Raw genomic sequence first — 25,877 nt, 5'->3', positions numbered from 1 at the left:
ACAAACACACCAGCCCCGCACCGAGAACACGGTGCGGGGCCGGAAAGGTTGCGTTACAACGATTTCAGAGAGCGGAAGTCCCGTCCCTACTTCTTCGGCTTGTCCGACGAGGACTCCGAGGACAGTGCCGCCACGAAGGCTTCCTGCGGAACTTCGACCCGTCCGATGGTCTTCATTCGCTTCTTGCCTTCCTTCTGCTTCTCGAGCAGCTTGCGCTTACGGCTGATGTCGCCGCCGTAGCACTTGGCAAGCACGTCCTTACGGATGGCGCGGATGTTCTCGCGGGCGATGATGCGAGATCCGATAGCAGCCTGAATCGGCACCTCGAACTGCTGCCGCGGAATCAGTTCCTTCAGCTTGGTCGTCATCTTGTTGCCGTAGGCCGCAGCGGCGTCCTTGTGGACGATCGCGCTGAAGGCGTCGACGGCCTCGCCCTGCAGCAGGATGTCGACCTTCACCAGCGCTCCGCTCTGCTCGCCGATCTCCTCGTAGTCGAGGCTGGCGTATCCACGAGTACGTGACTTCAGGATGTCGAAGAAGTCGAAGATGATCTCGGCCATCGGAATCGTGTAGCGCAGTTCGACACGAGTCTCCGACAGGTAGTCCATACCGCCGAGCTCGCCTCGTCGCCCCTGACACAGCTCCATGATCGAGCCGATGAACTCGCTCGGCGAAATGATGGTGCACTTGACCATGGGCTCGAACACTTCCCGCGCCTTGCCCTCGGGCCAGTACGACGGGTTGGTGACGATGTGCTCGGCACCGTCTTCCATCTCGACGCGGTAGACGACGTTCGGCGAGGTCGAGATCAAGTCGAGGTTGAATTCACGCTCGAGCCGCTCGCGGGTGATCTCCATGTGCAGCAACCCCAGGAAGCCGCAGCGGAAGCCGAATCCGAGAGCCACGGAGGTCTCCGGCTCGTAGGTCAGGGCCGCGTCGTTGAGCTGAAGCTTTTCGAGGGCGTCGCGCAGGTCCGGGTAGTCGGAGCCGTCGAGTGGGTAAAGGCCCGAGTAAACCATCGGCCGTGGCTCGCGGTAACCGGTCAGCGGCTCGGTAGCACCCTTGCGGAACGTGGTGACGGTATCGCCGACCTTGGACTGACGGACGTCCTTGACGCCGGTGATCAGGTACCCCACCTCGCCGACGCCGAGGCCCTTCGTTGCCTTCGGGTCCGGCGACACGATGCCGACTTCGAGCAACTCGTGCGTCGAGCCGGTCGACATCATCGTGACCTTCTCACGGGGATTCAGTGCGCCGTCGACCACTCGGACGTAGGTGACGACGCCTCGGTAGGTGTCGTAGACCGAGTCGAAGATCATCGCGCGGGCAGGCCCGTCCGGGTTGCCGACCGGAGCCGGCACCAGCTTGACGACCTCGTTGAGCAGTTCTTCGACGCCCACTCCGGTCTTGCCGGACACCCGCAGCACGTCGTCGGCCTCGCATCCGATGATGTGCGCGATCTCGGCGGCGTAGCGATCCGGGTCGGCAGCAGGCAGGTCGATCTTGTTGAGCACAGGGATGATGGTGAGCTCTTTGTCGAGAGCCAGGTAGAGGTTCGCCAGTGTCTGCGCCTCGATGCCCTGAGCAGCGTCGACGAGCAAGACAGCACCTTCACACGCTTCGAGCGCGCGGGACACCTCGTACGTGAAGTCGACGTGGCCGGGGGTGTCGATGAGGTGCAGAACGAATTCTTCGCCGTCGACGACCCAGGGCAGACGCACGTTCTGCGCCTTGATGGTGATGCCGCGTTCGCGCTCGATGTCCATCCGGTCCAGATACTGCGCACGCATCGACCGGTCGTCGACGACGCCGGTGAGCTGCAACATCCGGTCTGCCAGCGTCGACTTTCCGTGGTCGATGTGGGCGATGATGCAGAAGTTCCTGATCCTGGACGGATCGGTGAACGTCGTGTCGGCGAAGCTGGGCACTCGTATCCTTCGGCTGGCGTGTTCGAAATGAGCGAACGGGTTTCCCTATCGTCCCACGAGCGGAACGGTGCGCCGTCCCCGGCTGTCCGTCGTGGCTGGTCGCCCGGTGAGTCAGGGCGGTTTGTAGCGCTGCCGCCGTGGCTACACTCGCCGCATGGCTGGCAACTGGAGCAGATTCGGCAAGGAACTAGGCAAGATCGCACTGCGCGAGGGCCCGAGGCTACTGCGTCAACTACAGAACTCCGGTGCGCTGCAGAAGGGCAAGGACGCGATCTCCGGAAGCGCGTCGCGCACGCGGCTCCTGCACCTCGCCCTGGCCGTCCAGTGGCGTCGCAGACCAGACCGACCGCCCAACGGGCGCGGACCGTCGAATACTCCCCCGATCTGGACGGCAAGGCCGATCCGGGTGAGATCGTCTGGACCTGGGTCACCTACGAGGAAGACGCCACTCAGGGCAAGGACCGCCCGGTGCTGGTCATCGGGCGTGAGGGCAACGATCTGCTCGGCCTGATGCTGTCGAGCCAGAGCAGCCGCGACGGCGACCGCGACTGGCAGTCGATCGGATCCGGTGCGTGGGACGCCGAGGGGCGACCGAGTTGGATCCGTTTGGACCGAGTTCTCGACGTGCCCGAGGACGGCATTCGTCGCGAAGGCGCAATCCTCGGTAGAGCTCAGTTCGAGTCCGTGGCAGATCGGTTGCGTCGGGACTACGGCTGGAACTGACCTCGTGCGCGTTTTGCGTATCCCTGGGTACGCAAAACGCGCACGACGCTAGGCCAGTCGCGTGATCTCCACGACCACGTCGAGAGCCGTCGAACCGCCGCCGGAGAAGATGCCCTTGAGCGGCGGGACGTCGGCGTAATCACGGCCGAGTCCGACCGACACGTGCTGCTCGTTGACGGCGATGGCGTTGGTCGGGTCGTAGCCCCACCACGCACCGGTCCAGGCCTCGATCCAGGCGTGAGACTGGCCCTCGACCGTCGCACCGATCGCGGCCTGCTTCTTCGGATGCAGGTAGCCCGAGACGTACCGACTGGGGATGCCGACGCTGCGCAGCATCAACAGCGTCAGGTGGGCGTAGTCCTGACAGACACCCTTCTTCTCCGACCAGGCCTCCACGGCCGAGGTGTGCACACCGGTGGTACCGGGAACGTACGACATCTCCTGGTTGACCCAGTTGGAGATCTCGACGACCGATTCCTGCGGCGGCAGACCCTTCGACAGCTTTTTCGCGACCGACGCGAGTTGCCTGTTCTTCGGCACGTATCCGGTGTTGTCGAGGACCTCGTTGAAGCGGTCGATCACCTGGTCGCTCGCGAGTTCCTCCCAGGAGGCATTCTCATCCGGGTAGACGAAGGGATCGGTCTCGACCACCGACGATCCGGTGACCTCGAGCTCGGTGTGCGGTGCGTGCAGGTCGAACGCCGTCACCGCTGTCCCCCAGTAGTCGGTGTAGCGGTAGGAACGCGTCACCGGGTTGGTCTCGACTCGGTTGAGAATCACGTTCTGCCGATTGTCACTTCGCGGCGTCAGTCGAGCCTCGTTGTACGACGACGTCACCGGTGCGTCGTACTGATAGCCCGTGGTGTGCACGACACGCATACGCCAGCTCACAGTTCACCTTCCAATTGATCTTCGAATGTTCCCGAGCCGGCGTCCGTCCACGCCACCCACGGAGCGGCGTGGAAATACTGCTTGGAGATCGCATCACCGAGCTCACGGCAGGTTTCCTGCAGGGAGAGCAGGCGCTCCTGCAGATCGTCGAGAATTTCACCGGGACGCAGGAATTCGAGTTCGCTGCGAGCGCGACCGAGTAGACGCTGCGCCTCTGCGCGCGCACCGACTCGACTGTTGGGCTGATGGTCGAGCTGATCGAGTGATCGTTCCGCCTCGTTGAGTGCGTAGAACACCGATCGTGGAAAGAGCCTGTCCAACAACATGAATTCCAGTACTCGCTGGGCATCGAGCGCGCCGCGGTAGGTGCGCAGGTAGGTGTCGTGGGCACCGGCCGAGCGAAGCACAGTGACCCACGCCGGCGACGACGGCCGGTCACCGGCTCGCGAGAGCAACAACCGAACGATCATGTCGATGCGCTCGACCGAGCGACCGAGCAGGAGAAAGCGATAGCCGTCGTCGTGGCTGAGGGTGGAGTCCGCGAGACCGGCGAACATCGCGGCGCGCTCCTCGATGTAGCTGAAGAACTCGGCCGGGCCGGTGCGCTTGGACGCCCTGATGCGCTCGTTCAATCCGTTGTACGTGGTGTTCAAGCACTCCCACATCTCACTGGACGTGACTTCACGCGCACCTCGGGCGTTCTCGCGCGCACTCGACAGTGAGTCCACGATCGAACCCAATCCGTCGCGGCTGAAGGCGACGACCTCGGTAAGCGACCACACGTCGAGCGAGACGTCCGGCTCGTGCTGGAAACCGAGCACTCGCAACAACACTCGCGAAGTGTGGTCGGGATCGACTGTGGCGTCTTCGAGAAGTTGGTGGACGGTGACATCGAGAATGCGGGCCGTGTCGTCCGCTCTCTCGACATACCGACCGATCCAGTAGAGCGACTCTGCGTTGCGCGCGAGCATTTACTGTCCACCGCCGTTCGAGTCCGAGTTCGTTGCCTGCTGCTGTTGCTGCTGCTGCTGATTCATTTGTTGGTCCATCGTCAGCTCCGGGCCTTGTTCGGCCATCGGTGACTCCGGCGGAACGCTGACGATCTCGTCGCCGGCGAGCTCCTGCTCCTCCTGCGACGTACGGGTGGCGAGCACCCACGTGTCCTTGCTACCGCCGCCCTGGCTGGAGTTGACCACCAAGGACCCCTCCGGCAACGCCACCCGGGTCAGACCGCCGGGCAACACCCAGACGTCGTCGCCGTCGTTGACCGCGAACGGCCGCAGGTCGACGTGGCGGGGTACCAAGCGATCGCCGATCTTCGTCGGCACCGTCGAGAGCTGTACGACGGGCTGGGCGATCCAGCCGCGCGGATCCGCGCGGACCTTTTTGCTGATGGTGGCGAGTTCCTTCGGCGAGGCGTCGGGTCCGAAGACGATGCCGTAGCCGCCAGAACCTTCCACCGGCTTGATCACCAGTTCGTCGATGCGGTCGAGGACTTCCTCGCACTCGTCGTCGAGCCAGCACCGGAACGTGTCGACGTTGGCCAGCAGCGGCTTCTCGCCCATGTAGTAGTCGATGATGGTGGGAACGTAGGTGTAGACGAGCTTGTCGTCGCCGACGCCGTTTCCGACGGCACTCGAGATGACGACGTTGCCTGCGCGGGCGGCGTTGACCAGACCTGCCACTCCCAGCACCGAGTCGGGACGGAACTGCATGGGGTCGAGATAGTCGTCGTCGATTCGTCGGTAGATGACGTCGACCTGACGCTCGCCCTCGGTGGTGCGCATGTAGACGATGTTGTCTCGGCAGAACAGGTCTCGACCTTCGACGAGCTCGACGCCCATCAGCCGAGCGAGCAGCGAGTGCTCGAAGTACGCCGAGTTCGCCACGCCCGGAGTGAGAACCACCACGGTCGGGTCTGCCTCGTTGAGGGCGGCCGATGCGCGCAGTGCCCGCAGCAGGTGCGAGGCGTAGTCGCCGACGGCACGCACGCGGTGACTGGCGAACAGGTCCGGGAACACCCGGGCCATGGTCCGGCGGTTCTCCATGACGTAGGAGACGCCCGAGGGTGAACGCAGGTTGTCTTCGAGGACACGGAACGTGCCCTGCGCGTCGCGGACGAGGTCGATTCCGGCGACGTGGATACGTACGCCGTTGGGCGGGGTGATGCCGACGGCCTCACGGTGGAAGTGCTCGCACGACGTGATCAGCCGTTTCGGAACGACGCCGTCTCGCAGGATTTCCTGGTCTCCGTAGATGTCGGCGAGAAACATCTCGAGAGCCTTGACGCGTTGCTTGATGCCGCGTTCCAGACGCGACCACTCCCCTGCTGCGATGACGCGGGGCACCTGGTCGAGCGGGAACGGGCGTTCTTGGCCGGACAGTGAGAACGTGATGCCCTGGTCGACGAACGCGCGTCCGAGCGCATCCGATCTGGCGTCCAGGTCCACGGCGTTCGCCGGGGCGAGCGCCGTGTGGATTCCTTTGTACGGCGTTCGAGTACGGCCGTCCGAGTCGAACATCTCGTCGAAGGCGAGGCTGTACTTTCCGACGTCGGAGTACCCCCCGAACACCCCGTCTGCATCGGGTTCGACACGATCCGCTGACTTCGTTCTGGTCGCTTTGGCCTTGGAGGCGGCATGCGTTGCCGATCGCGGACTCATCCTGGCAATGTTGCTACAGAGACAGGAGTTAGGCGCGGTAGAAGCGTTAAATTCTTGAAACGGCTGTGGAGGGCGACTCCGAATTGGGTTCTGCCGTCCTGTGCTGGTATTCTCGATCTTCGGCGCAGGGCTCAACGCTCAGCAGCAGACTTCGGGCATTCCAGCATGGATCGCCCTGACCGGAATACCGACGAAGACGACAAGGATTTTACGCGTGGCCAATATCAAGTCCCAGAAGAAGCGGATTCTCACCAACGAGCGTGCACGCCTGCGCAACCAGTCGGTGAAGTCCTCCCTTCGCACCGTCATCCGCTCGTTCCGCGAGGCACAGGCTGCGGGCGACAAGGACAAGGCTTCCGAGATTCTCCTCGATGCCGGCCGCAAGCTCGACAAGGCCGCCAGCAAGGGCGTCATCCACAAGAACCAGGCCGCCAACAAGAAGTCGGCACTGGCTCTCGCAGTCAACAAGCTCTGATCTCGTACTGAGCTCGACCGAGCCCGCTGCATCCGACGAGGACGCAGCGGGCTTTGTCGTGCGCCGGGCACCCCGCTAGCGGTCACCCAACGAGGCGACCTCGGCGACAGCTCGCTCCACCGCGTAGTCCGCGTCCGCTGCCTGACCTTTGACGTCGGCGTTCAGCTGCGCCACCACGCGCAGGGCCTGCGCTATCGAGCGGCCGTTCCACCCGCGCGCTTGGCCCTGCGCCTTCTTGATCTTCCAGGGCGGCATTCCCAGTTCGCCTGCCATCCGGAACGGGTCACCGCGACCGGCCGAGCCGACGAGCGCGATGGTGCGCACGGCATCGGCGAGCGCATCCGCGAGGAGAACGTGTGCCACTCCCCGGTGCATCGCCCACCGCAAGGCTTCGAGAGCGCCGGCTCGATCACCGATGACGGCCTTGTCCGCGACGTCGAATCCCGATACCTCCGCTTTGCCCGAGTAGTACCGACGCACGGCGGCCAGATCGACTTTGCCTCCGGTATCGGAGACCAACTGCGAACACGCCGAGGCCAATTCGCGGAGTTCGTTACCGACGGACTCGACGACAGCCTCGATCACCTCGCCGCTGACGCGGACGTCCGCCGCGCGAAACTCGCCCCGGACAAAATCGATCCGCTCGGCCGGTTTGGTGAGCTTGACGCATTCGTGGACCTGAGCCCCGCATTTCTGGAGGGCACCGACCATCGCTTTGGCGCGGCCGCCGCCGGAATGCATGACCACCACGACGGCACCCTCGGGTGGATCGGTAGCCGCGTCGAGCACCAGAGTGACTGCATCCTTACCGGCCTCGGCCGCCGCCTCGAGTACGACGACACGGTCTTCGGCGAACAGCGACGGACTCAGCAGTTCGGCGAGCTCGGGAGCACTTGCGTCACCGGTCCGCAGCCGGGTCACCGGGAGGTCCTCCCCCGGGATCGCCGCATTCGCACGCACCTGCGTCACGATCGCGGCCACCGCACGATCCATCAGTAGTTCCTCGTCGCCGAGTACCAGATGCAGAGGAGCCACACTCGAAGTCACGACCATGATCGTGCCATGCGCCGCCGACACCACGGACATCCGCTTCGGACCGGCACTCACCACACGACGTGGGCCGTCCACAGCGCCAGAAGTGCAATCGCGAACGTGGCCGACACCCAGCGGAACAACGCCCATCGCAGCGCGCCCAGGAGCGCGACTGTGCCGACGGTCGCCGCCGCGATTCCTCGGACACCCTCGGGAACGACGACCGATGCTGCCGGCACCGACGCGGCACGCTCGGCCACCGTGATCAACCACCACAACGGTGCCGACGCCAGCTGCGCCGTCACGTCGGCCAACGAGGTGCTGACCACAGCCAACACCGCAGTCACGATGCCCACCACGGTGATGGGGGCGACGACCGGCGAGACCAGTACGTTCGCAACCACACCCACCACGCTGAACGTTCCCGCCATTGCCGCGACGACGGGTGCCGTCACCACGTGGGCCGCCGCGGCGACCGCCACCACCTCCGCAGCTGCCCGGGGCCATCCTCGGGCCCGCAGCCAGTCCACCCAGATCGGTGCCACCAGCACCAGCCCCGCGGTGGCGAACACCGACAACACGAATCCGACGTCCACGGCGAGCCGCGGCCACCACCCGAGTAGTGCCAACACCGCGCCGCACAAGGCCGGGACCGCTTGCTTCCGTCTGCCGGTCACCAAGGCCAGCAAACCGATCGACCCCATCACCGCGGCGCGCAACACGCTCGGAGACGGTCGGGCCACGACGACGAAGGCAATCAGAACGACGAAGGCAATCGTGACGGTCGCGCGAGGCCCGATCCCTATGCCGCGCAACACCAACAGCACGGCACCGATCAGGATCGAGAAGTTCGCACCCGACACCGCGGTCAGATGCGTCAATCCCGCGGCTCGGAAGTTCTCGACTACCTGCTCGTCCAATCGTGAGACATCGCCCACGACGAGGCCCGGCAGTAGACCTGCCCGGTCCGACGGGAGCGAATTCTGCGCCACATCTGCCAGATTCGAGCGAAACGAGCCCGCCGCCGACGAGACCGGTCCGGGCTCACCTACGGCCACCGGCGGACCGGTCGTTCGGATGACGGCCACGGTCATATCGGACCTGGTGGGTACCCCGAGCCGGCCCCGGACCGTGATCTGCTGGCCCGGAAGCAGTGCCGACCATGTCGACTCCGGTGCCACGATCGATACCCGGCCGCCGACGTAGAGCGCCTCGCCACCGACATCGACGCGGGTCATCTCCGCCTGCAACATCACCATCGGCGGCCCGGGCGCGGGCAGACGTCGCGGGTCTTCTTCGATGTCGACCACTGCCGTGATCCATGCCCGATTCTGCGCGGCCGCAGCCACTGGATGCTCCGCCACCGAGCGCATCTGGAGCCAGATCGCACCGCCGAAACACAACGCCACGACGATCACCGCGGCCGCCCCGGACCACACGTGTCTCGCGGTGTCCGCTCGACCCTTCGAGATCCTCTGCAGCACAACGGCTCCCAGCACCACGATCGCGCACGTCACCACCGTGGCCTTCACCGCCGCGCTCGGACCGGCGAGAATACCGGTCGCAGTGATCGACCAGGATGCCGCTGCCGCCGGAATCAGGCGGATGTCGAAAGGAACTGGTTCCTCGGAGTCCGACGACGACGGCACCCCGGTCACGAGACTCGGACCAGGTCGCGAATCTTGGTGAGCCGGCCCGGGCCGATACCGTCGACCTCGGCGAGCTGATCGACCGATACGAAGCGGCCGTTCGTGTCTCGCCAGCTCACGATCGACGTTGCCGTCACCGGTCCCACACCGGGCAGCGCGTCCAATTCTGCGACCGTGGCCGTATTGAGGTCCACCGCCCCGCCGGCGGCCGGGCCCGCCTGGTCCGTCGTCGAACCGGCAACTCCGCCCGGCCCTGCGCCCTGACCCGACGTGGTGCCGCTGACCGGAGGGGCCGCCGGAGCCGGCACGAGCCCCACGACGATCTGATCGCCGTCCGACACCCGAGCTGCCATGTTCAGCGCCAACAGATCGGCGCCCTCCACGGCCCCTCCCGCTGCGGCCAAGGCGTCGGCGATGCGCGAGCCCGGTTGCAGCCGAACGAGACCGGGATGCGCGACGAGTCCGACGACACTGACGACAAGTTCTGTTTCCGCGACCGGTGCCGTGCCGGCCGTCTTGTCCGGCGACCGGCCCGACGATCCGGATTCGGACATCGCCGAGTCCGGCGCGCGGGTATCGGCGGCGTCGGTGGAGACCACCGCCAGTGGTGGTGCGGGCGCAGGCGTCGGCGCATCTCGAAACACCGCGAAGCCGGCGACGAGGACCACGAACACACCCGCCGCCGCCAACGCCTTCACACCGGGTCGGCCGGGATCCACCCGCGCGAATCGCCACCGCTGCGGTAGCAACGACGACCATGGTGATTCGGGACGCTGCACGGCAGGAAGCAGCCACTCCGGATCGGGATGCACGACGCCGTCCTGTGGTTGCCCGATCGGCGGCTCGCCCTGGGGGTCATCGAATTCGTCGACTCGGCGCGGCTCGGCGCGCGCGGAATCACTCTGCCTCCGCACGGAATTCAATCGTGCCACCGTGTGTGCCCGATCGTCGTCGCCGCCCATGTCTCAGGACGCTAGCGCCCTCCGGACGGACCTGACCGGGGCGAACAGTGGTCGCGAACTGCCCTGTGCACAACCGAGATTCTGTGGATGATGCGGCTCGATACGCCCTACCGATGATCAGGAGCGACGACTACGCCGACGGCACCGGGACCGACGTGTGCACCGAGCACCGCACCGAACGGCAGCACGTCGACGCTGGTCAGGTTCGGGATACGCGCCATCAGCATGGCTGAGACGTCCTCGGCTCGCTCGGCGCACTGCATATGGTGCACCGCCACGACAACCCCGGAATCCGTACCGATGTCGGCTGCCGCGGCAGCTGCCGCGTCCACCAGCTTGCTCAGTGCTTTCGAGGAGGTTCGCGTCTTCTCGCGCAACACCAGCGCACCATCGCTGATGTGCAGCACCGGCTTCATCGCCAGGGCCGTACCGAGCAGGGCTGCGGCAGTGCCGATACGACCGCCGCGGCGCAGGTGATCCAATCGATCGACGACGATGAAACATCTCGACGACGCAGACCTGCGAACAGCATCGTCGTAGACCTCGTCGAGTCCGGCTCCACCCGCTGCAACATACGCTGCTGCCAGCGCCGGGTAGCCCAATCCCATTCCGGCAGAACCGGAATCGACCACCTTCACCAACGATCCGATCTGCTCGGCGGCCTGCCGCGCAGCCTCCCAGGTGCTCGACAGGCCCCGGGAGATGTGCAGTGCGACGACGCCCGCCCCGCGACTGCGTTCGAGAGCTGCGGCATAGACCTCGGTCAGCTCGCCCGGAGACGCCCCCGCGGTCGTCACCGGCTTTCCGTCGGTCGATCGTTCGGGAATCTCGTCGATACCCTCACGATGGTCGACGCCGTCCACCAACACATGCAGCGGTGCCACCGCGATACCGCACTCGGCGGCTACGGACGCGGGCAGGCAGGACGACGAGTCGGTGACGACGGCGACGGTCATGGGTGCCGGATCGCTGCCGCCGCTGCCACCGGTCGCAACACCGTCAGCATTGCGTCGGCCACGGCCACGTGTGCGTCCCAACCCCAGTGGATTCCGTCGGGGTTGGCGTTCTCGGACTCGATGTTCGGCCGAACTGCCTCCGCGAGATCGACCATGGGAACACTATTTTCGTCGCTCCAGGCACGCAGCGCTCGTACCGCGGGCTCGCGCCCCAAATGCACCCGCCCGTAGGCGTCGCACCGATGCACCGACGGATAGGTACCGACGACGGGCAATTCCGGCCGCACGTAGGCCAATGCGGCGCGGGTCTGCTCGAGGTAGTCGACACTCAGTCGCGGCGGAAGCGCCACCGGCCAACCGAGATGCGACAGAACCGGCTGCACCGCTTGATAACCCGCGCGAACGACCCGCCGAAGTGCGGGCGGACGGATGTAGCGGATCTGCTCACGCAACGCGGTCGGTAGCGGCGACGGCAACGAGTCCATGCCGCCGATTCCGAGTACGACGGCACCGGCCCGCGGTATCACCGCCCACACTCGCGGATCCTGGGTCAGAGCCCACCACGCATCGCGGCTCGTCCAGCCGATACGGGCTACCAGCTCGACATCCCAATCCAGCTCTGCAGCAACGATATTGGGCCACAATCGAGGATCGTCGACCGGCAGCCCGCCCTCGGGTCCGTAATAGCTCAGCGAGTCCGCCAGCACGAGCAGCACGGGGCGCGCGGTGGCCTCCTCAGAGGACGTCACTGGCCACCCGCGCCGAGGCGTTCCAGACGTCGAGCCGCCAGGACGGGTTGTCGCCGGGTCCGTGCGCACCGAGCTGTACCCAGCTGGTGTTGGCGAGGCCGCCGAGCACCGGCCAGCGATCGGTCGGCAGTGCGAGCAACGCTGCGGTCAGGGCCGCGATCAACCCTCCGTGCGCCACGAGCACCAGTGGTCGCTGGTCGCCGTCGGCACCCCACTCGGGGACGCCGCCGAGGAGCTCACGCACCAGCGGCACGCTGCGGTTCGCAACGTCGATGCGACTTTCCCCACCGGGCGGGGCGACGGTTGCGTCGGCACGCCAGGCCGGACGCGCACCGGGGGCGATGTCGTCCACTTCGGTGTGGGTGAGTCCTTGCCAGTCGCCGAGATGTGTCTCCCGCAGCCGCTCGTCCGTGGACACCGCGACTCCAGCCGCGTCCCCGAGAGCTTCCGCAGTGTCGAGAGCGCGCTTGAGATCGGACGAGACGATGCGGATGGGCGCGCGGACAGCCAGTTCGGCCGCAGCCGTCTTCGCCTGACTGCGGCCCAGCTCGGACAGATCGGTATCGAGCTGGCCCTGCATACGGTCGGTGGCGTTGTAGTCCGTCTGACCGTGGCGAAGCAGGATGAGCCGCCGGATCATTGCTCCGGTTCCGGTGCCGGATGCTGACCGAGGCCCGGAACCTCGATCGTCGGGCAGTCCTTCCACAGCCGCTCGAGCGCGTAGAAGTTGCGCTCCTCGTTGTGCTGGACGTGCACCACGATGTCGGAGTAGTCCAACAGCGCCCAGCGGCCCTCTCTGGTGCCCTCGCGACGCACCGGCTTGTGTCCGGCCTCACGAAGCTGGTCCTCGATGTTCTCCACGATCGAGTTGACCTGACGCTCGTTGGGCGCGGAGGCGATCACGAAGCAATCGGTGATGTAGAGCTGGTCGGAGACGTCGAGGATCACCACGTCGCTGGCCAGTTTGTCGTCGGCTGCGAGCGCGGCGATACGCGCCATCTCGGCGGCTTCGGCTGTTGCAGTCACTTCGGTGTACTCCCACTCGTATGGCTCGGGTTCGCGGTCACTGCGCTGGTGACCGACCCGGCCGGTTGCTTCTTCTGTGGCGCCGGTTCCGACATGGTGACGGATCCGTCGAGGCGCTGCGCGCCCCGTGGTCGATAGAGGTTCCTCTTCGAGATGTATTGCACGACGCCGTCCGGGACGAGGTACCAGACCGGCCGATTTTCACCGGCACGACGTCGGCAGTCCGTCGACGATATCGCGAGTGCCGGGATTTCCATCAATGTGAGAGTGTCGGCGGGCAACGATCGTAGATGGTTGGCCAGATGATCGACGCCGAGCTCGAACCCCGGCCGCGTCACTCCGACGAACTTCGCGAGCTCGAAGAGCTCCTCCCAGTTCTGCCACGTCAAAATGGACTCGAGCGCATCGGCACCGGTGATGAAATACAACTCGGCATCGGGGTGCTGCGCTCGAAGATCCCTCAGGGTGTCGACGGTGTAGGTCGACTTCTCCCGGTCGACGTCGACCCGGCTCACCGAGAACCGAGGATTCGACGCGGTGGCGATGACCGTCATCAAGTAGCGATCCTCGGCCGGGCTGACCGACCTGCCCTCCTTCTGCCACGGGGTCCCGGTGGGAACGAAGATGACCTCGTCCAGACCGAACGTGGCCGCCACCTCGCTGGCAGCCACGAGGTGACCGTGGTGAATGGGATCGAAAGTGCCGCCCATGACCCCCAACCGGAGAGTCGGCGTGGTGTTCGTGTCCTCACCGGGGCCGGATTCGTGCTGCACAACCGACGATTCTACGTCCGTGGCAGCGACGCCGGTTACACGCCTCATACCGGCAACAGACGTGAGACCACCATCGCGAGCTGCTGGGCCGACCGACACTCGTGCATCGCAATCACGTCCGCATACACCTTGGCCGCCGAATCACCGGATCCCCACTGAGATTTGGGCTCGGGGTTGAGCCAGTAGGCGTGCTTGGCCACCGAGACGATTCGGGCCAACGCCGGCAGCTTCGGTTCGCGATAGTTCGTCCGGGCATCGCCCAGAACGAGAACCGAACTGCGGCTGGTGATGACCTGCGCGTACTTCTCGTCGAACGTCGTCAGAGCATGCCCGTAATCCGAATGACCGTCGTAGGTCACCAGGTCCGCTTCCCGCACGATCCGGCTCATGGCGGCCCCGAGGTCTGCCCCGGAATCGAAGAACCGCGTCACCTCGTCGGTGGAGTCGACGAACGCAAAAATTCGCACCCGGGAGAACTGTTCACGAAGAGCATGCACCAGCAGCAGAGTGAAGTTGCTGAATCCGGCCACCGACCCCGAGACATCGCACAGCACAACCAGTTCCGGCCGCGCCCGACGGGGCTTGCGCTCCACCAGATCGATGGGAATACCGCCGGTCGACATGGATTTGCGCAGCGTGCGTCGCAGATCGATGGAGCCGTGCCTGCTTCGACTGCGGCGCACCGCAAGTCGCGAGGCCAGCAACCGCGCCAGCGGTGCGACGTTACGTCGCAACGCAGCCATCTCCGTGTCCGAGGCACGCAGGAAATCGACTTCCTCTGCCAGTTTCGGAACACCGTAGCTCGCTACCCGGTCGCGGCCCAGTTTCTCGGCCGACCGACGCCTCGTCTCGCTCTCGACCATCTTGCGTAGGTCGGTAATACGTTGCGCTGCAGTACGTTTGGCCACCTCCGACTCGTAGTCGTCGGTGGGCCGATCCGGCGCGTCGTCACTTCGGCCCAGCAGGCCGTCGAGGATCTTGCGAAGCAGCGTGTCGGGAGCGACATCACGCAACGCCTGATAGGCCGAGAACGACGGCCCGTTCGAGGACTTGTACTGACCGAGCTCCTCGACCATCTGGGCCGCCAGCATCTGGGTCAGTTCGGCCGCCTCCGCCGAGTCGTCCGAGAGCAGTTCGACGATCAGTTCACGCAACGCATCGATATCGACCTCGCCTGTCTCGGTGCGAGGCAGCGCGGTGTCGATCTGCCCCGAATCCCTGGTACCCGATGCCACCGGAAACCACAGGTCGAACAACGCGTCGAACACCCCGCGGTGCGTCGGACGTCGCAGCAGCGCGCAGGCCAGCCCCTCGCGGACCGCTTCTCGGTCCAACAGATCCAACACCGCCAGCACGCGTCCGGCATCGACGGTCTCCGACGGCCCCACCGAGATCCCACGCTTACGCAACGCCTCGACGAAGCCGACGAGATGACCGGGAATTCCGTGTGGGGCGAGCATGTCAGTTCAGCCGCAGTTCGGCGGCGGCGCGCACCTGATCCGACTGATGCTTGAGCACGACTCCGAGCGTCGACCGGACCGCGTCGTCGTCGAGGGTGTCCATGCCGAGGGCCAGGAGTGTGCGACCCCAGTCGATCGTCTCGGCCACCGACGGCAACTTCTTGAGCTGCATCCCTCGGAGCACGCGGACGGTCTTGATCATCTGCTCCGCGATCGCCTCGGGCAGTTCGGGAACGCGGCTGGCCAGGATTCGACGCTCGAGGTCCGCGTCGGGGAAGTCGAGGTGCAGGAACAGGCAGCGGCGCTTGAGAGCTTCCGACAGTTCGCGCGTGGCATTGGAGGTCAACACGACGAACGGGGTGCGCTCCGCAGTGATCGTGCCCAGCTCGGGAATGGTGATCGCGAAGTCGCTGAGCACCTCGAGAAGCAAGCCCTCGATCTCGACATCTGCCTTGTCGGTCTCGTCGATCAGGAGCACGGTCGGCTCGGTTCGGCGAATGGCCTGCAGCAGCGGCCGAGCCAGCAGAAACTCCTCGGAGAACACGTCGAGCTTCGTCGAGTCCCAGTCGGCACTCGAGCCGGATTGGATACGCAGGATCTGTTTGGCGTGGTTCCACTCGTATAGTGCCCTCGCCTCGTCGACACCCTCGTAGCACTGCAGTCGCACCAGTTCGGCTCCGGTCGACTGCGCGACCGCGCGCGCCAATTCGGTCTTGCCGACTCCGGCGGGACCCTCGATCAACAGCGGCTTGCCGAGGCGATCGGCGAGAAAGACCGATGTGGCCGTGGCCTTGTCGGCCAGATACCCCGTCTCGGCCAGACGGGCCTGAACATCGTTCACGCTCGCGAACAACGGTGGTGTCGTCGGTAGGGCACGGTCCACGTCACAACTCCTGGAAGATCGGGTCTGGCGGGTCGAGTGGCTGCAGGCCGGTCAGACGGGTCTGACGTGCCCGTCGCCCCACACCGTCCATTTGGTCGAGGTCAGCTCGGGCAGGCCCATGGGGCCGCGGGCGTGCAGCTTCTGGGTGGAGATGCCGATCTCGGCACCGAAGCCGAACTGCTCGCCGTCGGTGAACGCGGTGGAGGCGTTGACCATCACGGCAGCCGCGTCGACTCGTCGGGTGAATTCGCGCGCAGCACCGATGTCCGACGCGACGATCGCCTCGGTATGGCCGGTGCCGTATCGGTCGATGTGGTCGATTGCCTCGTCGATGCCGTCGACCACCTTCAGCGCGATGTCGAGCGAGAGGTATTCCTGCGACCAATCGTCGTCGCCTGCAGGAACCAACCCCGGCAGATCACCGTGCACCGTGACACTGTGCATCTGGAACGCCTGCAACAACCTCGGCACCATGGTCTCGGCGATCGCGGCATCGACCAGCACCGTTTCGGCGGCGTTGCACACGCTCACCCGGCGGGTCTTGGCGTTGAGCACGATCTTCTCGGCCGTCTCCGCGTCGGCGGAGGAATGCAGATAGACGTGGCAGTTACCCACCCCGGTCTCGATGGTGGGAACCGTGGCATCACGCACGACCGCGGCGATCAAACCCGCTCCCCCACGCGGGATCACGACATCCACCAGCCCGCGGGCCTGAATGAGGTGGGTGACCGTCGACCGATCAGCACTGCCGAGCAGTTGTACGGCCGATTCCGGCAGCCCGTGGCTCGTGAGCGCACCCTGCAGCGCCTCGACCAGGGCTGCGTTCGACTGCGCCGCGGACGAGGACCCCCGCAGCAGCACTGCGTTCCCGGATTTGAACGCCAGACCGAACGCGTCGACGGTCACGTTGGGGCGCGCCTCGTAGACCATGCCCACGACGCCCAGCGGAACCCGCATCTGCCTGATCTCGAGCCCGTTGGGGAGCGTCGATCCGCGGATGACCTCGCCGATCGGATCGGGTAGGCCCGCCACCTGCCGCAGCCCGGCGGCAATACCGTCGATGCGCGGTGCCGTCAGCCGCAGCCGATCGAGCAGACCCTCGTCCGTTCCCGCAGCGCGGGCGATCTCGATGTCGGCGGCGTTGGCTGCGAGCACCGGCTCCGCTGCGGCCAGCACGGCGTCGGCCGCGGCATGCAGCAGCGAATCCTTCTCCGCAGTGGTCAGCAACGCCAATGCACGTGAAGCGACGCGGGCTCGGCGAGCAGCCGAGTGCACGTTCTCGCGCAAGTCGGCAGAGGACGGCACCGAAGCGGCCGAGACGGAAGCAGTCATGCACTACACACTAATAGGGCCGGGGAATGAAGCTGCATCTCCACGTCGTTGCAGCACAGCGTGGACATCGCCGACGTCACCGACGTCGAGACCGACAGACCGGAGGAACCACCTGTGAGTGCCCTGTTCGAGCCCCTGACATTGCGCGAGCTCACCTTTCCCAACCGGGTATGGATGGCACCGATGTGCCAGTACTCGGCCGACGAGACGGGCGAGAACGTCGGCGTCGCGGGTGCCTGGCATCGCACCCACCTGGTGAGCCGCGCGATCGGCGGAGCCGGCCTGATCATCACCGAGGCCACCGCGGTCAGCCCCGAGGGCCGAATCAGCCCGTCGGACCTGGGCATCTGGAACGACACACAGGCCGACGCACTGGCCGAGATCGTCACCGAGATCTCGTCCTTCGGTACCGTCCCGGGCATCCAGCTGGCGCATGCGGGCCGGAAGGGCTCGACGGCGGCTCCCTGGCTCGGTGGCACATCACTGCCCGCCGAGGATCCCCGGAGCTGGGAGACCGTGGGCCCGAGCGCCGTACCGTTCGGTCGTTACGCGACACCACGGGAAGCGACAGCCGACGACATCGCGAAGATCGTCGACGATTTTCGTAACGCTGCGCGGCGCGCACTGAAGGCCGGGTTCCAGGTAGCCGAGATACACGGCGCACACGGATACCTCCTGCACCAATTCCTCTCGCCAGCCAGCAACACCCGCACCGACGCCTACGGCGGCGACTTCGCGGGGCGGACTCGCCTGCTGATCGAGGTGGTCGACGCGGTCCGTGAGGTGTGGCCGGCCGAGCTTCCGGTGTTCGTCCGTCTGTCGGCAACGGACTGGCTCGACGAACCCGAGAAGTCCGATGCTGCAGCCGACTTGGAAGCTCCGAGTTGGACCTCTGATCAGACTGTCGCGCTGGCGCAGATACTCACCGAGCACGGCGTGGATCTCGTCGATACGTCCACCGGCGGGAACGTACGCGCCGAGATTCCGGTCGAACCCGGTTACCAGGTGCCGTTCGCACGGCGTATCCAGAACGAGACCACGATGCCGGCCGCAGCGGTGGGGATGATCACCGAACCGAAACAGGCCGAGGACATCGTTTCGCTCGGCGAGGCAACTGCGGTGCTTCTCGCCCGTGAGCTGCTGCGCGATCCGTACTGGCCACGGCGCGCGGCCCGCGAACTCGGAGTGGAGATGACACCGGCAGTGGCACCGCAGTACGAGCGGGCCTACTGACAGTCACATCACGAGACCGGTCACACCACGAAACCGAGCTTCTTGTCGACGACGTTGCGCAGCTGTTCGCCGCGGAAGTATCGCTGCGCGTTGTCGACGAAGACGTCGGCGAGACGACTCTTCCACCCCGACGCGTCCCCGCTCATGTGCGGAGTGACGACCACGTTCTCGGCCGCCCACAGCGGGTGGTCGGCCGGGAGCGGCTCGGTCTCGAAGACGTCGAGCGCAGCCCCGGCGAGGTGTCCCGAATCGAGATGTTTGAGCAGGGCATCGGTGTCGAGTAGCTCGCCGCGACCGACGTTGATCACCCTGGATCCGGGCTTCATCGCGGCCAACACGGAATCGTCGACCAGGCCCCTCGTCTGTTCGGTCAGCGGGGCAACCAGAACCAGGTAGTCGGCCCGCCCTACTTCGTCCACCAGATCATCACTGGCGTACACGGTGCCGAAGTCTCCGTCGCCGCCTCGCGCTGTTCGACCCACGCCGGAGACCGACATTCCCACAGCACTCAGCAGAGTCGCGATGGCACGACCGATTGCTCCGGTGCCCACGATCATCACGTGTGCGCCATCGATGCGTTCGGTCTCGCGATGCTGCCACATCTTCGAATGCTGCAGTGTGCGCGAACGTTCGGAGTCCTTGGCGAACGCGAGGATCTGAGCCAGCACGAACTCCGCGATAGGTCGGTCGAACACTCCACGCGAATTGGTCACGACCACATCGGATTCCACCAGTTCGTCGAACAACAACGAGTCCACGCCGGCAGCGGCGATATGGATCCACTTCAGCGAACCGCACCGCGGCCATGCGGATTCGACTGCGGGCGAGAAGAAATCCCACAGCAGCAGGGCTTCGGCACCGTCGACGGCCTCGGCGAGCGTGTCGGCGGTGGCATATCTGATGTCGGCGACCTCCGCGACGGACTCGAGTCCGTCGGGAAGGTCGCCGGCATGCAGAACGGCCAGAACCGGACGCACTACTTCGACTTGTATCCGACGAGCTCGACGCCGGACGCAGCGACCTCGTCGTCGTTGTCACCGGGGCACTGGGTGCCGCGCAACGACCGGCCCGCGGTCTCTGGCATCAACAGGATCGGAACGAACGCGATGGCAGCTGCGATCATCATGTACCAACCCGGGATCAAGTTGGAACCCGTTCGGTCGATCAGGAACGTCAGAATCAGCGGTGCCGTGCCGCCGAAGAGCGCCGTCGAGACGTTGTATCCGATGGCGAACGCTCCGTAGCGCACCTGGGTGGGAAACAGTGCGGGCAGCGTCGACGACACGCAAGAGCACATGATGACCAGCAACACGCCGAGACCGAGCAGGCCGATGCTCTGGCCGATCAGGCCGGTGTTGATGATCAGCAGAAACAGCGGGACGCTGAAGACGAAGTACCCCACACAGGCGACCAGCAGCAACGGCTTTCGGCCCACCCGGTCGGACAGAGCGCCGATGGGGTTGATGATCAACATCATGATGATCATGATGGCCACGAGAGTGAAGTTCGACTGAGTCGTGCTGTGCCCCAACGTGTCGCTGAGGTACGAGGGCAAGAACGTGAGCACCGTGTAGTACGCGATGTTGAGCAGCAACACGAATCCCATCAGAATCAGGATTCGCTGCCAGTACGTCAGGGTGGCCTTGAGGGAGGTGACTGCTCCACCTGCACCTTCTTCGACCGTGCCGCCGTCTTCCTTGGCCTCGGCGAACACAGGAGAATCCTCGAGCCGGGTCCGCAGCCACAACGCGACGATGCCCAGCGGGAGCGTCACCAGGAACGGAATTCGCCAGCCCCAGGCCTCCATGGTCTCGTCTCCGAGCCCGACGTTGAGCAGGGTGCACAGGGTGGCACCGCCCACCGTGCCTGCGAGGGTGCCGAATTCGAGGAACGACCCGAAGAATCCGCGGCGCTTGTCGGGCGCGTACTCGGCCATGAACACTGCTGCGCCGCCGTACTCACCGCCGGTGGAGAAGCCCTGCACCAGTCGGCAGACGAGCAACAGCAACGGCGCTGCGATACCGATGGTGTCGAACGTCGGCAGCACACCGATCGCCGCCGTGGCCAACGTCATCATCGAGACGGTCAGGACGAGGACCTTCTGACGACCGATGCGGTCGCCGAGCGGGCCGAGCACGATGCCGCCGATGGGGCGAATGATGAACGACGCGGCCAGCACGGCGAACGTGGAGAGCAGGCTCGCTCCACCGTCGTCCGACGGAAAGAAGTTGGCGGCGATGTAGACGGCGAGGTAGCCGTACACCGCGTAGTCGAACCACTCCACGGCGTTGCCCAGTGCGGACCCGCCGATCGCGCGATGCAGAATTTTCGTTTCGTTCGCGCTGAGTGTGTCGGTACTCGGCGGATATCCGGTCGGCGAAGCTGCCGACCCTGAAGTTTCGGTCACGGTCCAATACCTCTCGCTTTATGACAACGTGGAGCGTCGGTTTGGTACTTCGCAGCGTCCGACTTTACGTCGACGCCGGACGCACGTCTCGAACAACCCCCTCTTGGAAAACTAAAGACCAGGTGGCGCAGCGATTCTGGTGGCGATCAACGCGTACGCCTTTGCGCTGTCGGTCAATTGCTGCACGGCGACGGACTCGTCCGGCCGGTGCGCCTGGTTTTCGATCTCCCCGGGACCGAGCACGACGGTGCGGATACCCATCTGCTGTGCCACGAAACCACCATCGCACGAAGCCGTCCAGATGTCAGTGAAACCGGCAGATCCGATGTCGCGAACCGATTGCATTGCAGTGGTGACCAATCCGTCATCCGCAGCGGTCAGAAAGCCCGGCATTTCCATCGACACCTCGAGTTGCACCTGGATTCCCGAACCAGTGATACCTGCCGCGTCGATCCGCGAACGCAGGTCGTCCACCACCTCCGCAGCGCTCTCACCGGGTAGCAGCCGACGGTCGACCGTGAGCACGCACCGGTCGGCAACCATCGACGTACCGGTGCCTCCTGTCACGGTGCCCACGTTCCAGGTAGCGGGACCGAGTTCGGCGTGTGGATCCTCGTCCAATTCGATCTGCCAGTCCTCGATGACGGCGACGATGCGGGCGGCAGCGGATATCGCATTGGCACCGTTTCGCGGACGACCTGCATGAGCCGAACGCCCGCGCACGTCGATCTCGATATTCGCGGCTCCTCGGCAACCGACGATGGTCACCAGGTCCGTCGGCTCGGCCACCACGCAACACTGGAAACGACGGGGTCCCGGGTCGGCCACGAATGCTCGAATACCCAAGCCCGTGTCTTCCTCGTCCACCAGACACGCCAACGTCATCGGGAAGCGATCTGCAAGACCGGCACGGTTCACCGCATCCATAGCGGCCACCACTGCGGCCACTCCGCCCTTCATGTCGCATGCTCCCCGTCCGACCATGCGCCCCTCTCGTACGACCGCGGTGAACGGATCCGTCGTCCAGCCCGTGCCCGCCGGAACGACGTCGGAGTGGCCGACGAACAGGACCCCGGGGGTGTCATCGGGTCCGATCGAGGCGATCACGTTCGGTCTGCCGGGAGCGACCTCGATCGTGCGAACGTCGAATCCCAGTGCGCGACATCGCTCCGCGAGTATTTTCGCGCACTTTTCTTCGGTGTCGCCCGGATTTTCACCGCCCGCCTCGATCAACGAGGCTGTGAGAGAGACGATCTCGTTCTCGTCGACGGCGTCGAGCAGAGACTGCTGGACACTAGGAACGGTCATCGCGTGGGGTCGGAGGCGAGCAGATGCTTCGATTTTTCCACCGCGACGGCCAACCGCCTGATGCCTTCCTCGATGCGCTCGGGTGCCGACGAGGCGAAGCACAGCCGTAGCGAATCGTGAAACTTGCCGCCCACCGACAACGCCGGTCCTGGAATGTAGGCAACTCCTTCGGCCAGTGCGGTTTCGAACAGATCCTGCGTCGAGAAATCGTGATCGTTTCCGCGCAACGTCGCCCACAGAAAGAAGCCCCCGTCGGGATCCGTGGTGGACATCGCGTCACCGAAGTGTGTCGCAATGCTGTTCTGCATTGCCATCTTTCGCGGTAAGTACACCGCAGCCAGCGACCGCAGGTGCTCCTCGAGCAGCCCGCGCCGGATGTACTCGGCCACCATCCTCTGGGCCGGAAGATTCGTACAGGTGTCCATCGCCTGCTTGGCGTTGACGATCAACCGACGCGCTTCGGGGGCCGCATCCACCCACCCCACGCGCAGACCGGGAGCGATCATCTTCGAGAAGGTCCGCACCGAGAAGATCAGCGGATCGTTCGGACTCAGCGCCCCGAAACTCGGGATCGGGTCCCCCGAGAAACGCAGCAGGCCATAAGGATCGTCGTCGAGAATCACCGAACCCCATCGGTGTGCCAACTCGATCAACAACAGTCGACGCTCGAGCGAGAGCGTGACCCCGGACGGATTCTGAAAGTTGGGAATCACGTAGATCATCTTCGGTAGACGCCCGGTTCGCTCGACGAGTTCGGGTAACGCCTCGACGATGAGACCGTCACTGTCCATCGGTGCCTCGAGAATATCGCCGCCGTAGCTCAGCACGGTGGCAGTTCCGTTGGTGTACGTGGGACTTTCGACGATGACCAGATCACCGGGATCGACGAACAGCTTGCAGGCGATGTCGAGACCCTGCATGCCGCCCGAGGTGATGACGACCCGATCCTCGGACGTGGGTTCGCCGACGGACTCGAGATACGCCAACAACGCGTCGAGCAGACCCGGATCACCCTCGGTGGCACCGTAATCGAAGGCGTCCGCTGTGAGCACACTGCCGGCGATCTCGGTGAACGCGGCAGCCGGAACCGTCTCGGCTGCAGGAGATCCCATCGCGAACCTGACGATGTCGTGTTTCTGGGCGGCGAGAAGCGATGTCGACGAGTCGATCACCGATCCCACCAGTTGGTCGGTGCGCAGGGCCCAGGGAATGGCAGGAGTGGAGCCTGCGGAACGACCCGAAATGGCAGGAGTGGAGCCTGCGGAACGACCCGAAATTGCAGGAGTGGAGCCTGCGGTGGAGGTGGTCATGTCTCACTCCTTCGTCAGTAGTTCTCGGGGGTATGCGGTGAATGTTTCGACGCCGGTGTCGGTGACTCGGACTGCTTCGGACACCTCGTATCCGTAGTCGTCCATCCACATTCCGCCGATGATGTGAAAGGTCATGTTCTCGGCCAGAACGGTCTCGTCGTCGGTGCGGAGGCTCACCGTGCGCTCGCCCCAGTCGGGGGCGTACGCGACGCCGATCGAGTAGCCGATGCGCGAGGGTTTGTGGAGGCCGTGCTTGGCCAGGCTGGTGTTCCATACCTGAGCCAGCTCGGTTGCGGTGACCCCGGGGCGGACCGTTGCCAGTACCTCGTTCAGCGCTTCACCGGTGGATTCCGCGAGGTATTTCAGACGCGGACTCGGCTTGCCGAGCACGATCGTCCGAGCCATCGGAATGTGGTACCGCCGGAACACCCCGGCCAGTTCGACGACGGTGGTCTCGCCGCGGACGAACCGTTGGTCCGACCACGTCAGATGCGGAGTGTCCGCTCCTGCCCCGGTCGGCAGCATCGGCACGATGGCTGGGTGATCGCCGCCGAAGTCGGCTGTGCCGCGTACCTGTGCGCTCATGATGGCGGCAGCGGCATCGCACTGCCGTTCCCCTACCGAAATCGCGTGGTGCGCAGCAGACATCGCGGCCTCGCACACCGTCGCCGCGCCGCGCATCAACGCGATCTCGGCCGGCGACTTGACCACGCGGATCCAATTGACCAACTCGTACGAGTCGGTGAATCGGTACTCGGGTAGCGATTTGACGAGCGCTTCGAAGGCCTTGGGGCTGAAGTAGTACGAGTCCATCTCCAGTCCCACTTGACCGTGCTCGAAGTTGTTGACCAGCCCCAACTCTCGTAGCTTGGCGGCTACCCAGACGAACGGGTGGGTGTCTCTGCGCTGAACGAACGTCTCCGGGTATCCGAAGGTGTGATCCTGCGGCAACCACGACGTACGGAACGCACCGTTGGCATCCATCTCGCGAGCGAAGAAGTACAGCTCGCCGTCCAGCGGCACGTACAACATCTGCGGGGTATAGAACGAGAGTGCGTTGTAGCCCAGCAGATAGTAGAGATTCGCGGGGTCGGTGACGATCAGCGCAGTCAGGTTCTGCGACGCCATGCGCTGACGGACGGCTGCGAGCCGGTCGGAGTATTCCTCGTCGGTGAACGTGATGGGCGTGCTGTTCGGTACGTCCGGGTAGCGAGCCAGGCCGGGAGCAGCCCGTCCTGGAGTCTGCGCGGGTCCGATTGCGGTGACGCAGGCATCGTCGGATGAGGCGTTCACGGGCACCCCCTTCGGGAGGTCTTTTAGTAGATTGTTGACAATCAGGCTATCCGCCGGTGCCGGAGGGGTGCAAGGGCTGCCGTGTTAAAGCTGTGTTGCGCCCGAAGGCTCTACCCGGGTGATGCGAGTACGGATTGCTCGGCCTGTTCGTCGACCATGGCTCGCGTCAGATCGTGCACGGCGGTGTCCATGTGTTCGTGCACGCCCTTCTCGAGCGCATCCCAATCCGATCCCAGCAGCAGATCGACGATCAGCTGATGTTCCTCGACCAGAGCCTCGGGACGGTAGTAAGCAGTTTCGAGATTTGCCATGCAAATGCGTGCCTCGGCCGCCAGCGTGGCGTACATACGCGACATCCGACTGTTCCTCGTGGCCGCTACCAGGGCAGTGTGAAAGGCAAGGTCGCGTTCGGCGAGGCCACGCCAATCCGCCCGATCGATGAACGGCTGCATCTGCATCACGATGGCCGAGAGTTCGTCTGCGGTCTTGATCAGCTGCGCACGATCTCCATGTACCAGAGTCCATGCCGCACCGACCTCGATCGCTGCACGCGACTGGTAGATCTCGGCGACGTCCCCGCTGCTGAGCTCGACGACGAACACACCGCGGTTGCGGTAGCTGACGAGCAGTCCCTCCTGATTCAGACGCTGCAACGCCTCTCGCACGGGGCCACGTGAAATCTCCAGCTCCGCCGCGACATTCGCCTCGTTGATCTGTTCTCCGGGCGCGTAGGACCCGTCGATGATGCGATCGCGAATCTGATCCGCGATCACCATCGACGTGTTGCGTGCGTCGATCGGTGTCAGGCGTCTCGAACCGGGCAT

The 25,877-nt window shown here is 65.0% G+C and carries 23 protein-coding genes and 1 pseudogene; 3 read left to right on the top strand and 21 right to left on the bottom strand.

Features of this window, described 5'->3' with window-relative positions:
- Positions 1-86: 86 nt before the first annotated feature.
- On the bottom strand, positions 87-1,934 hold the full coding sequence (gene lepA, locus CH285_RS07190) for a translation elongation factor 4 (protein ID WP_045194648.1): 1,848 nt from the start codon (positions 1,932-1,934) through the stop codon (positions 87-89).
- A gap of 148 nt (positions 1,935-2,082) precedes the next feature.
- Here lepA and CH285_RS07185 point away from each other — a divergent pair.
- Positions 2,083-2,651 (top strand): annotated as a pseudogene (locus tag CH285_RS07185) (type II toxin-antitoxin system PemK/MazF family toxin).
- Positions 2,652-2,699: 48 nt separating this feature from the next.
- Here CH285_RS07185 and CH285_RS07180 read toward each other — a convergent pair.
- The 3 genes from CH285_RS07180 to CH285_RS07170 are packed head-to-tail and all read right to left on the bottom strand — an operon-like array spanning position 2,700 to position 6,064.
- Positions 2,700-3,530, bottom strand: coding sequence for a transglutaminase family protein (locus CH285_RS07180; RefSeq protein WP_027497519.1), 831 nt, complete (start codon positions 3,528-3,530; stop codon positions 2,700-2,702).
- 8 nt (positions 3,531-3,538) lie between these two features.
- Complete coding sequence (locus tag CH285_RS07175; RefSeq protein ID WP_027497520.1) at positions 3,539-4,513, bottom strand: alpha-E domain-containing protein; 975 nt, start codon at positions 4,511-4,513, stop codon at positions 3,539-3,541.
- Positions 4,514-6,064 carry a circularly permuted type 2 ATP-grasp protein gene (locus CH285_RS07170; RefSeq protein ID WP_230591495.1) on the bottom strand — a complete coding sequence of 517 codons (1,551 nt, stop codon included), beginning with the start codon at positions 6,062-6,064 and terminating at the stop codon, positions 4,514-4,516.
- Positions 6,065-6,419: 355 nt separating this feature from the next.
- Between CH285_RS07170 and rpsT the strand changes: the two genes are divergently transcribed.
- Complete coding sequence (rpsT, locus tag CH285_RS07165) at positions 6,420-6,680, top strand: 30S ribosomal protein S20 (protein WP_027497522.1); 261 nt, start codon at positions 6,420-6,422, stop codon at positions 6,678-6,680.
- A gap of 75 nt (positions 6,681-6,755) precedes the next feature.
- On the opposite strand, the gene holA is transcribed toward rpsT, so the two are convergent.
- The 11 genes from holA to CH285_RS07110 all read right to left on the bottom strand — a co-directional run bounded on the left by holA (position 6,756) and on the right by CH285_RS07110 (position 17,502).
- A complete protein-coding gene (holA, locus tag CH285_RS07160; RefSeq protein WP_179271311.1) occupies positions 6,756-7,733 on the bottom strand; it encodes a DNA polymerase III subunit delta in 978 nt (325 codons plus the stop codon).
- 50 nt (positions 7,734-7,783) lie between these two features.
- The gene (locus CH285_RS07155; RefSeq protein ID WP_094644308.1) at positions 7,784-9,370 is read right to left on the bottom strand and encodes a ComEC/Rec2 family competence protein; all 1,587 of its coding nucleotides are present in this window, start codon (positions 9,368-9,370) and stop codon (positions 7,784-7,786) included.
- Complete coding sequence (locus CH285_RS07150) at positions 9,367-10,323, bottom strand: ComEA family DNA-binding protein (protein WP_094644309.1); 957 nt, start codon at positions 10,321-10,323, stop codon at positions 9,367-9,369. Before CH285_RS07150 ends, CH285_RS07155 begins: the two co-directional genes overlap by 4 nt.
- A gap of 107 nt (positions 10,324-10,430) precedes the next feature.
- The gene (locus tag CH285_RS07145) at positions 10,431-11,279 is read right to left on the bottom strand and encodes a DegV family protein (protein WP_094644310.1); all 849 of its coding nucleotides are present in this window, start codon (positions 11,277-11,279) and stop codon (positions 10,431-10,433) included.
- A complete protein-coding gene (octT, locus tag CH285_RS07140; RefSeq protein WP_094644311.1) occupies positions 11,276-12,028 on the bottom strand; it encodes a diglucosylglycerate octanoyltransferase in 753 nt (250 codons plus the stop codon). The genes CH285_RS07145 and octT overlap by 4 nt, the downstream gene beginning before the upstream one ends.
- Positions 12,015-12,668, bottom strand: coding sequence for a histidine phosphatase family protein (locus tag CH285_RS07135; RefSeq protein ID WP_032384542.1), 654 nt, complete (start codon positions 12,666-12,668; stop codon positions 12,015-12,017). Before CH285_RS07135 ends, octT begins: the two co-directional genes overlap by 14 nt.
- Positions 12,665-13,054: a ribosome silencing factor gene (gene rsfS / locus CH285_RS07130; protein ID WP_027497529.1), complete on the bottom strand. Its 390-nt coding sequence runs from the start codon at positions 13,052-13,054 to the stop codon at positions 12,665-12,667. Before rsfS ends, CH285_RS07135 begins: the two co-directional genes overlap by 4 nt.
- Positions 13,051-13,764, bottom strand: coding sequence for a nicotinate-nucleotide adenylyltransferase (gene nadD, locus CH285_RS07125; RefSeq protein WP_027497530.1), 714 nt, complete (start codon positions 13,762-13,764; stop codon positions 13,051-13,053). The genes rsfS and nadD overlap by 4 nt, the downstream gene beginning before the upstream one ends.
- Before the next feature lie 107 nt (positions 13,765-13,871).
- Entirely contained in the window at positions 13,872-15,287 is a 1,416-nt protein-coding gene (locus CH285_RS07120) for a vWA domain-containing protein (RefSeq protein WP_094644312.1), read from the bottom strand.
- A 1-nt stretch (position 15,288) separates the two neighbouring features.
- On the bottom strand, positions 15,289-16,170 hold the full coding sequence (locus tag CH285_RS07115; RefSeq protein ID WP_027497532.1) for an AAA family ATPase: 882 nt from the start codon (positions 16,168-16,170) through the stop codon (positions 15,289-15,291).
- A gap of 51 nt (positions 16,171-16,221) precedes the next feature.
- Complete coding sequence (locus CH285_RS07110; RefSeq protein WP_094644313.1) at positions 16,222-17,502, bottom strand: glutamate-5-semialdehyde dehydrogenase; 1,281 nt, start codon at positions 17,500-17,502, stop codon at positions 16,222-16,224.
- A gap of 114 nt (positions 17,503-17,616) precedes the next feature.
- Between CH285_RS07110 and CH285_RS07105 the strand changes: the two genes are divergently transcribed.
- Positions 17,617-18,735, top strand: a complete 1,119-nt coding sequence (locus CH285_RS07105; RefSeq protein ID WP_176458483.1) for an NADH:flavin oxidoreductase/NADH oxidase — start codon at positions 17,617-17,619, stop codon at positions 18,733-18,735.
- Between the two features lie 20 nt (positions 18,736-18,755).
- Here CH285_RS07105 and CH285_RS07100 read toward each other — a convergent pair whose 3' ends face one another.
- The 6 genes from CH285_RS07100 to CH285_RS07075 all read right to left on the bottom strand — a co-directional run bounded on the left by CH285_RS07100 (position 18,756) and on the right by CH285_RS07075 (position 25,877).
- Positions 18,756-19,712 (bottom strand): D-2-hydroxyacid dehydrogenase, encoded by a 957-nt coding sequence (locus CH285_RS07100; RefSeq protein ID WP_094644314.1) that lies wholly within the window; start codon positions 19,710-19,712, stop codon positions 18,756-18,758.
- Complete coding sequence (locus CH285_RS07095) at positions 19,712-21,142, bottom strand: MFS transporter (RefSeq protein WP_051365181.1); 1,431 nt, start codon at positions 21,140-21,142, stop codon at positions 19,712-19,714. The genes CH285_RS07100 and CH285_RS07095 overlap by 1 nt, the downstream gene beginning before the upstream one ends.
- 111 nt (positions 21,143-21,253) lie before the next feature.
- The gene (locus CH285_RS07090; protein ID WP_094644315.1) at positions 21,254-22,450 is read right to left on the bottom strand and encodes a M20 family metallopeptidase; all 1,197 of its coding nucleotides are present in this window, start codon (positions 22,448-22,450) and stop codon (positions 21,254-21,256) included.
- Entirely contained in the window at positions 22,447-23,760 is a 1,314-nt protein-coding gene (locus CH285_RS07085; RefSeq protein ID WP_228139237.1) for an aminotransferase-like domain-containing protein, read from the bottom strand. Before CH285_RS07085 ends, CH285_RS07090 begins: the two co-directional genes overlap by 4 nt.
- A gap of 3 nt (positions 23,761-23,763) precedes the next feature.
- Positions 23,764-24,942, bottom strand: coding sequence for a M24 family metallopeptidase (locus CH285_RS07080; RefSeq protein WP_032370380.1), 1,179 nt, complete (start codon positions 24,940-24,942; stop codon positions 23,764-23,766).
- Between the two features lie 221 nt (positions 24,943-25,163).
- Positions 25,164-25,877, bottom strand: a complete 714-nt coding sequence (locus CH285_RS07075) for a GntR family transcriptional regulator (protein ID WP_228139238.1) — start codon at positions 25,875-25,877, stop codon at positions 25,164-25,166.

Source organism: Rhodococcus sp. 05-2256-B1 (genome assembly GCF_002258465.1).
GTDB lineage: Bacteria > Actinomycetota > Actinomycetes > Mycobacteriales > Mycobacteriaceae > Rhodococcoides > Rhodococcoides fascians.
This window is presented reverse-complemented; position numbering and strand designations above follow the sequence as displayed.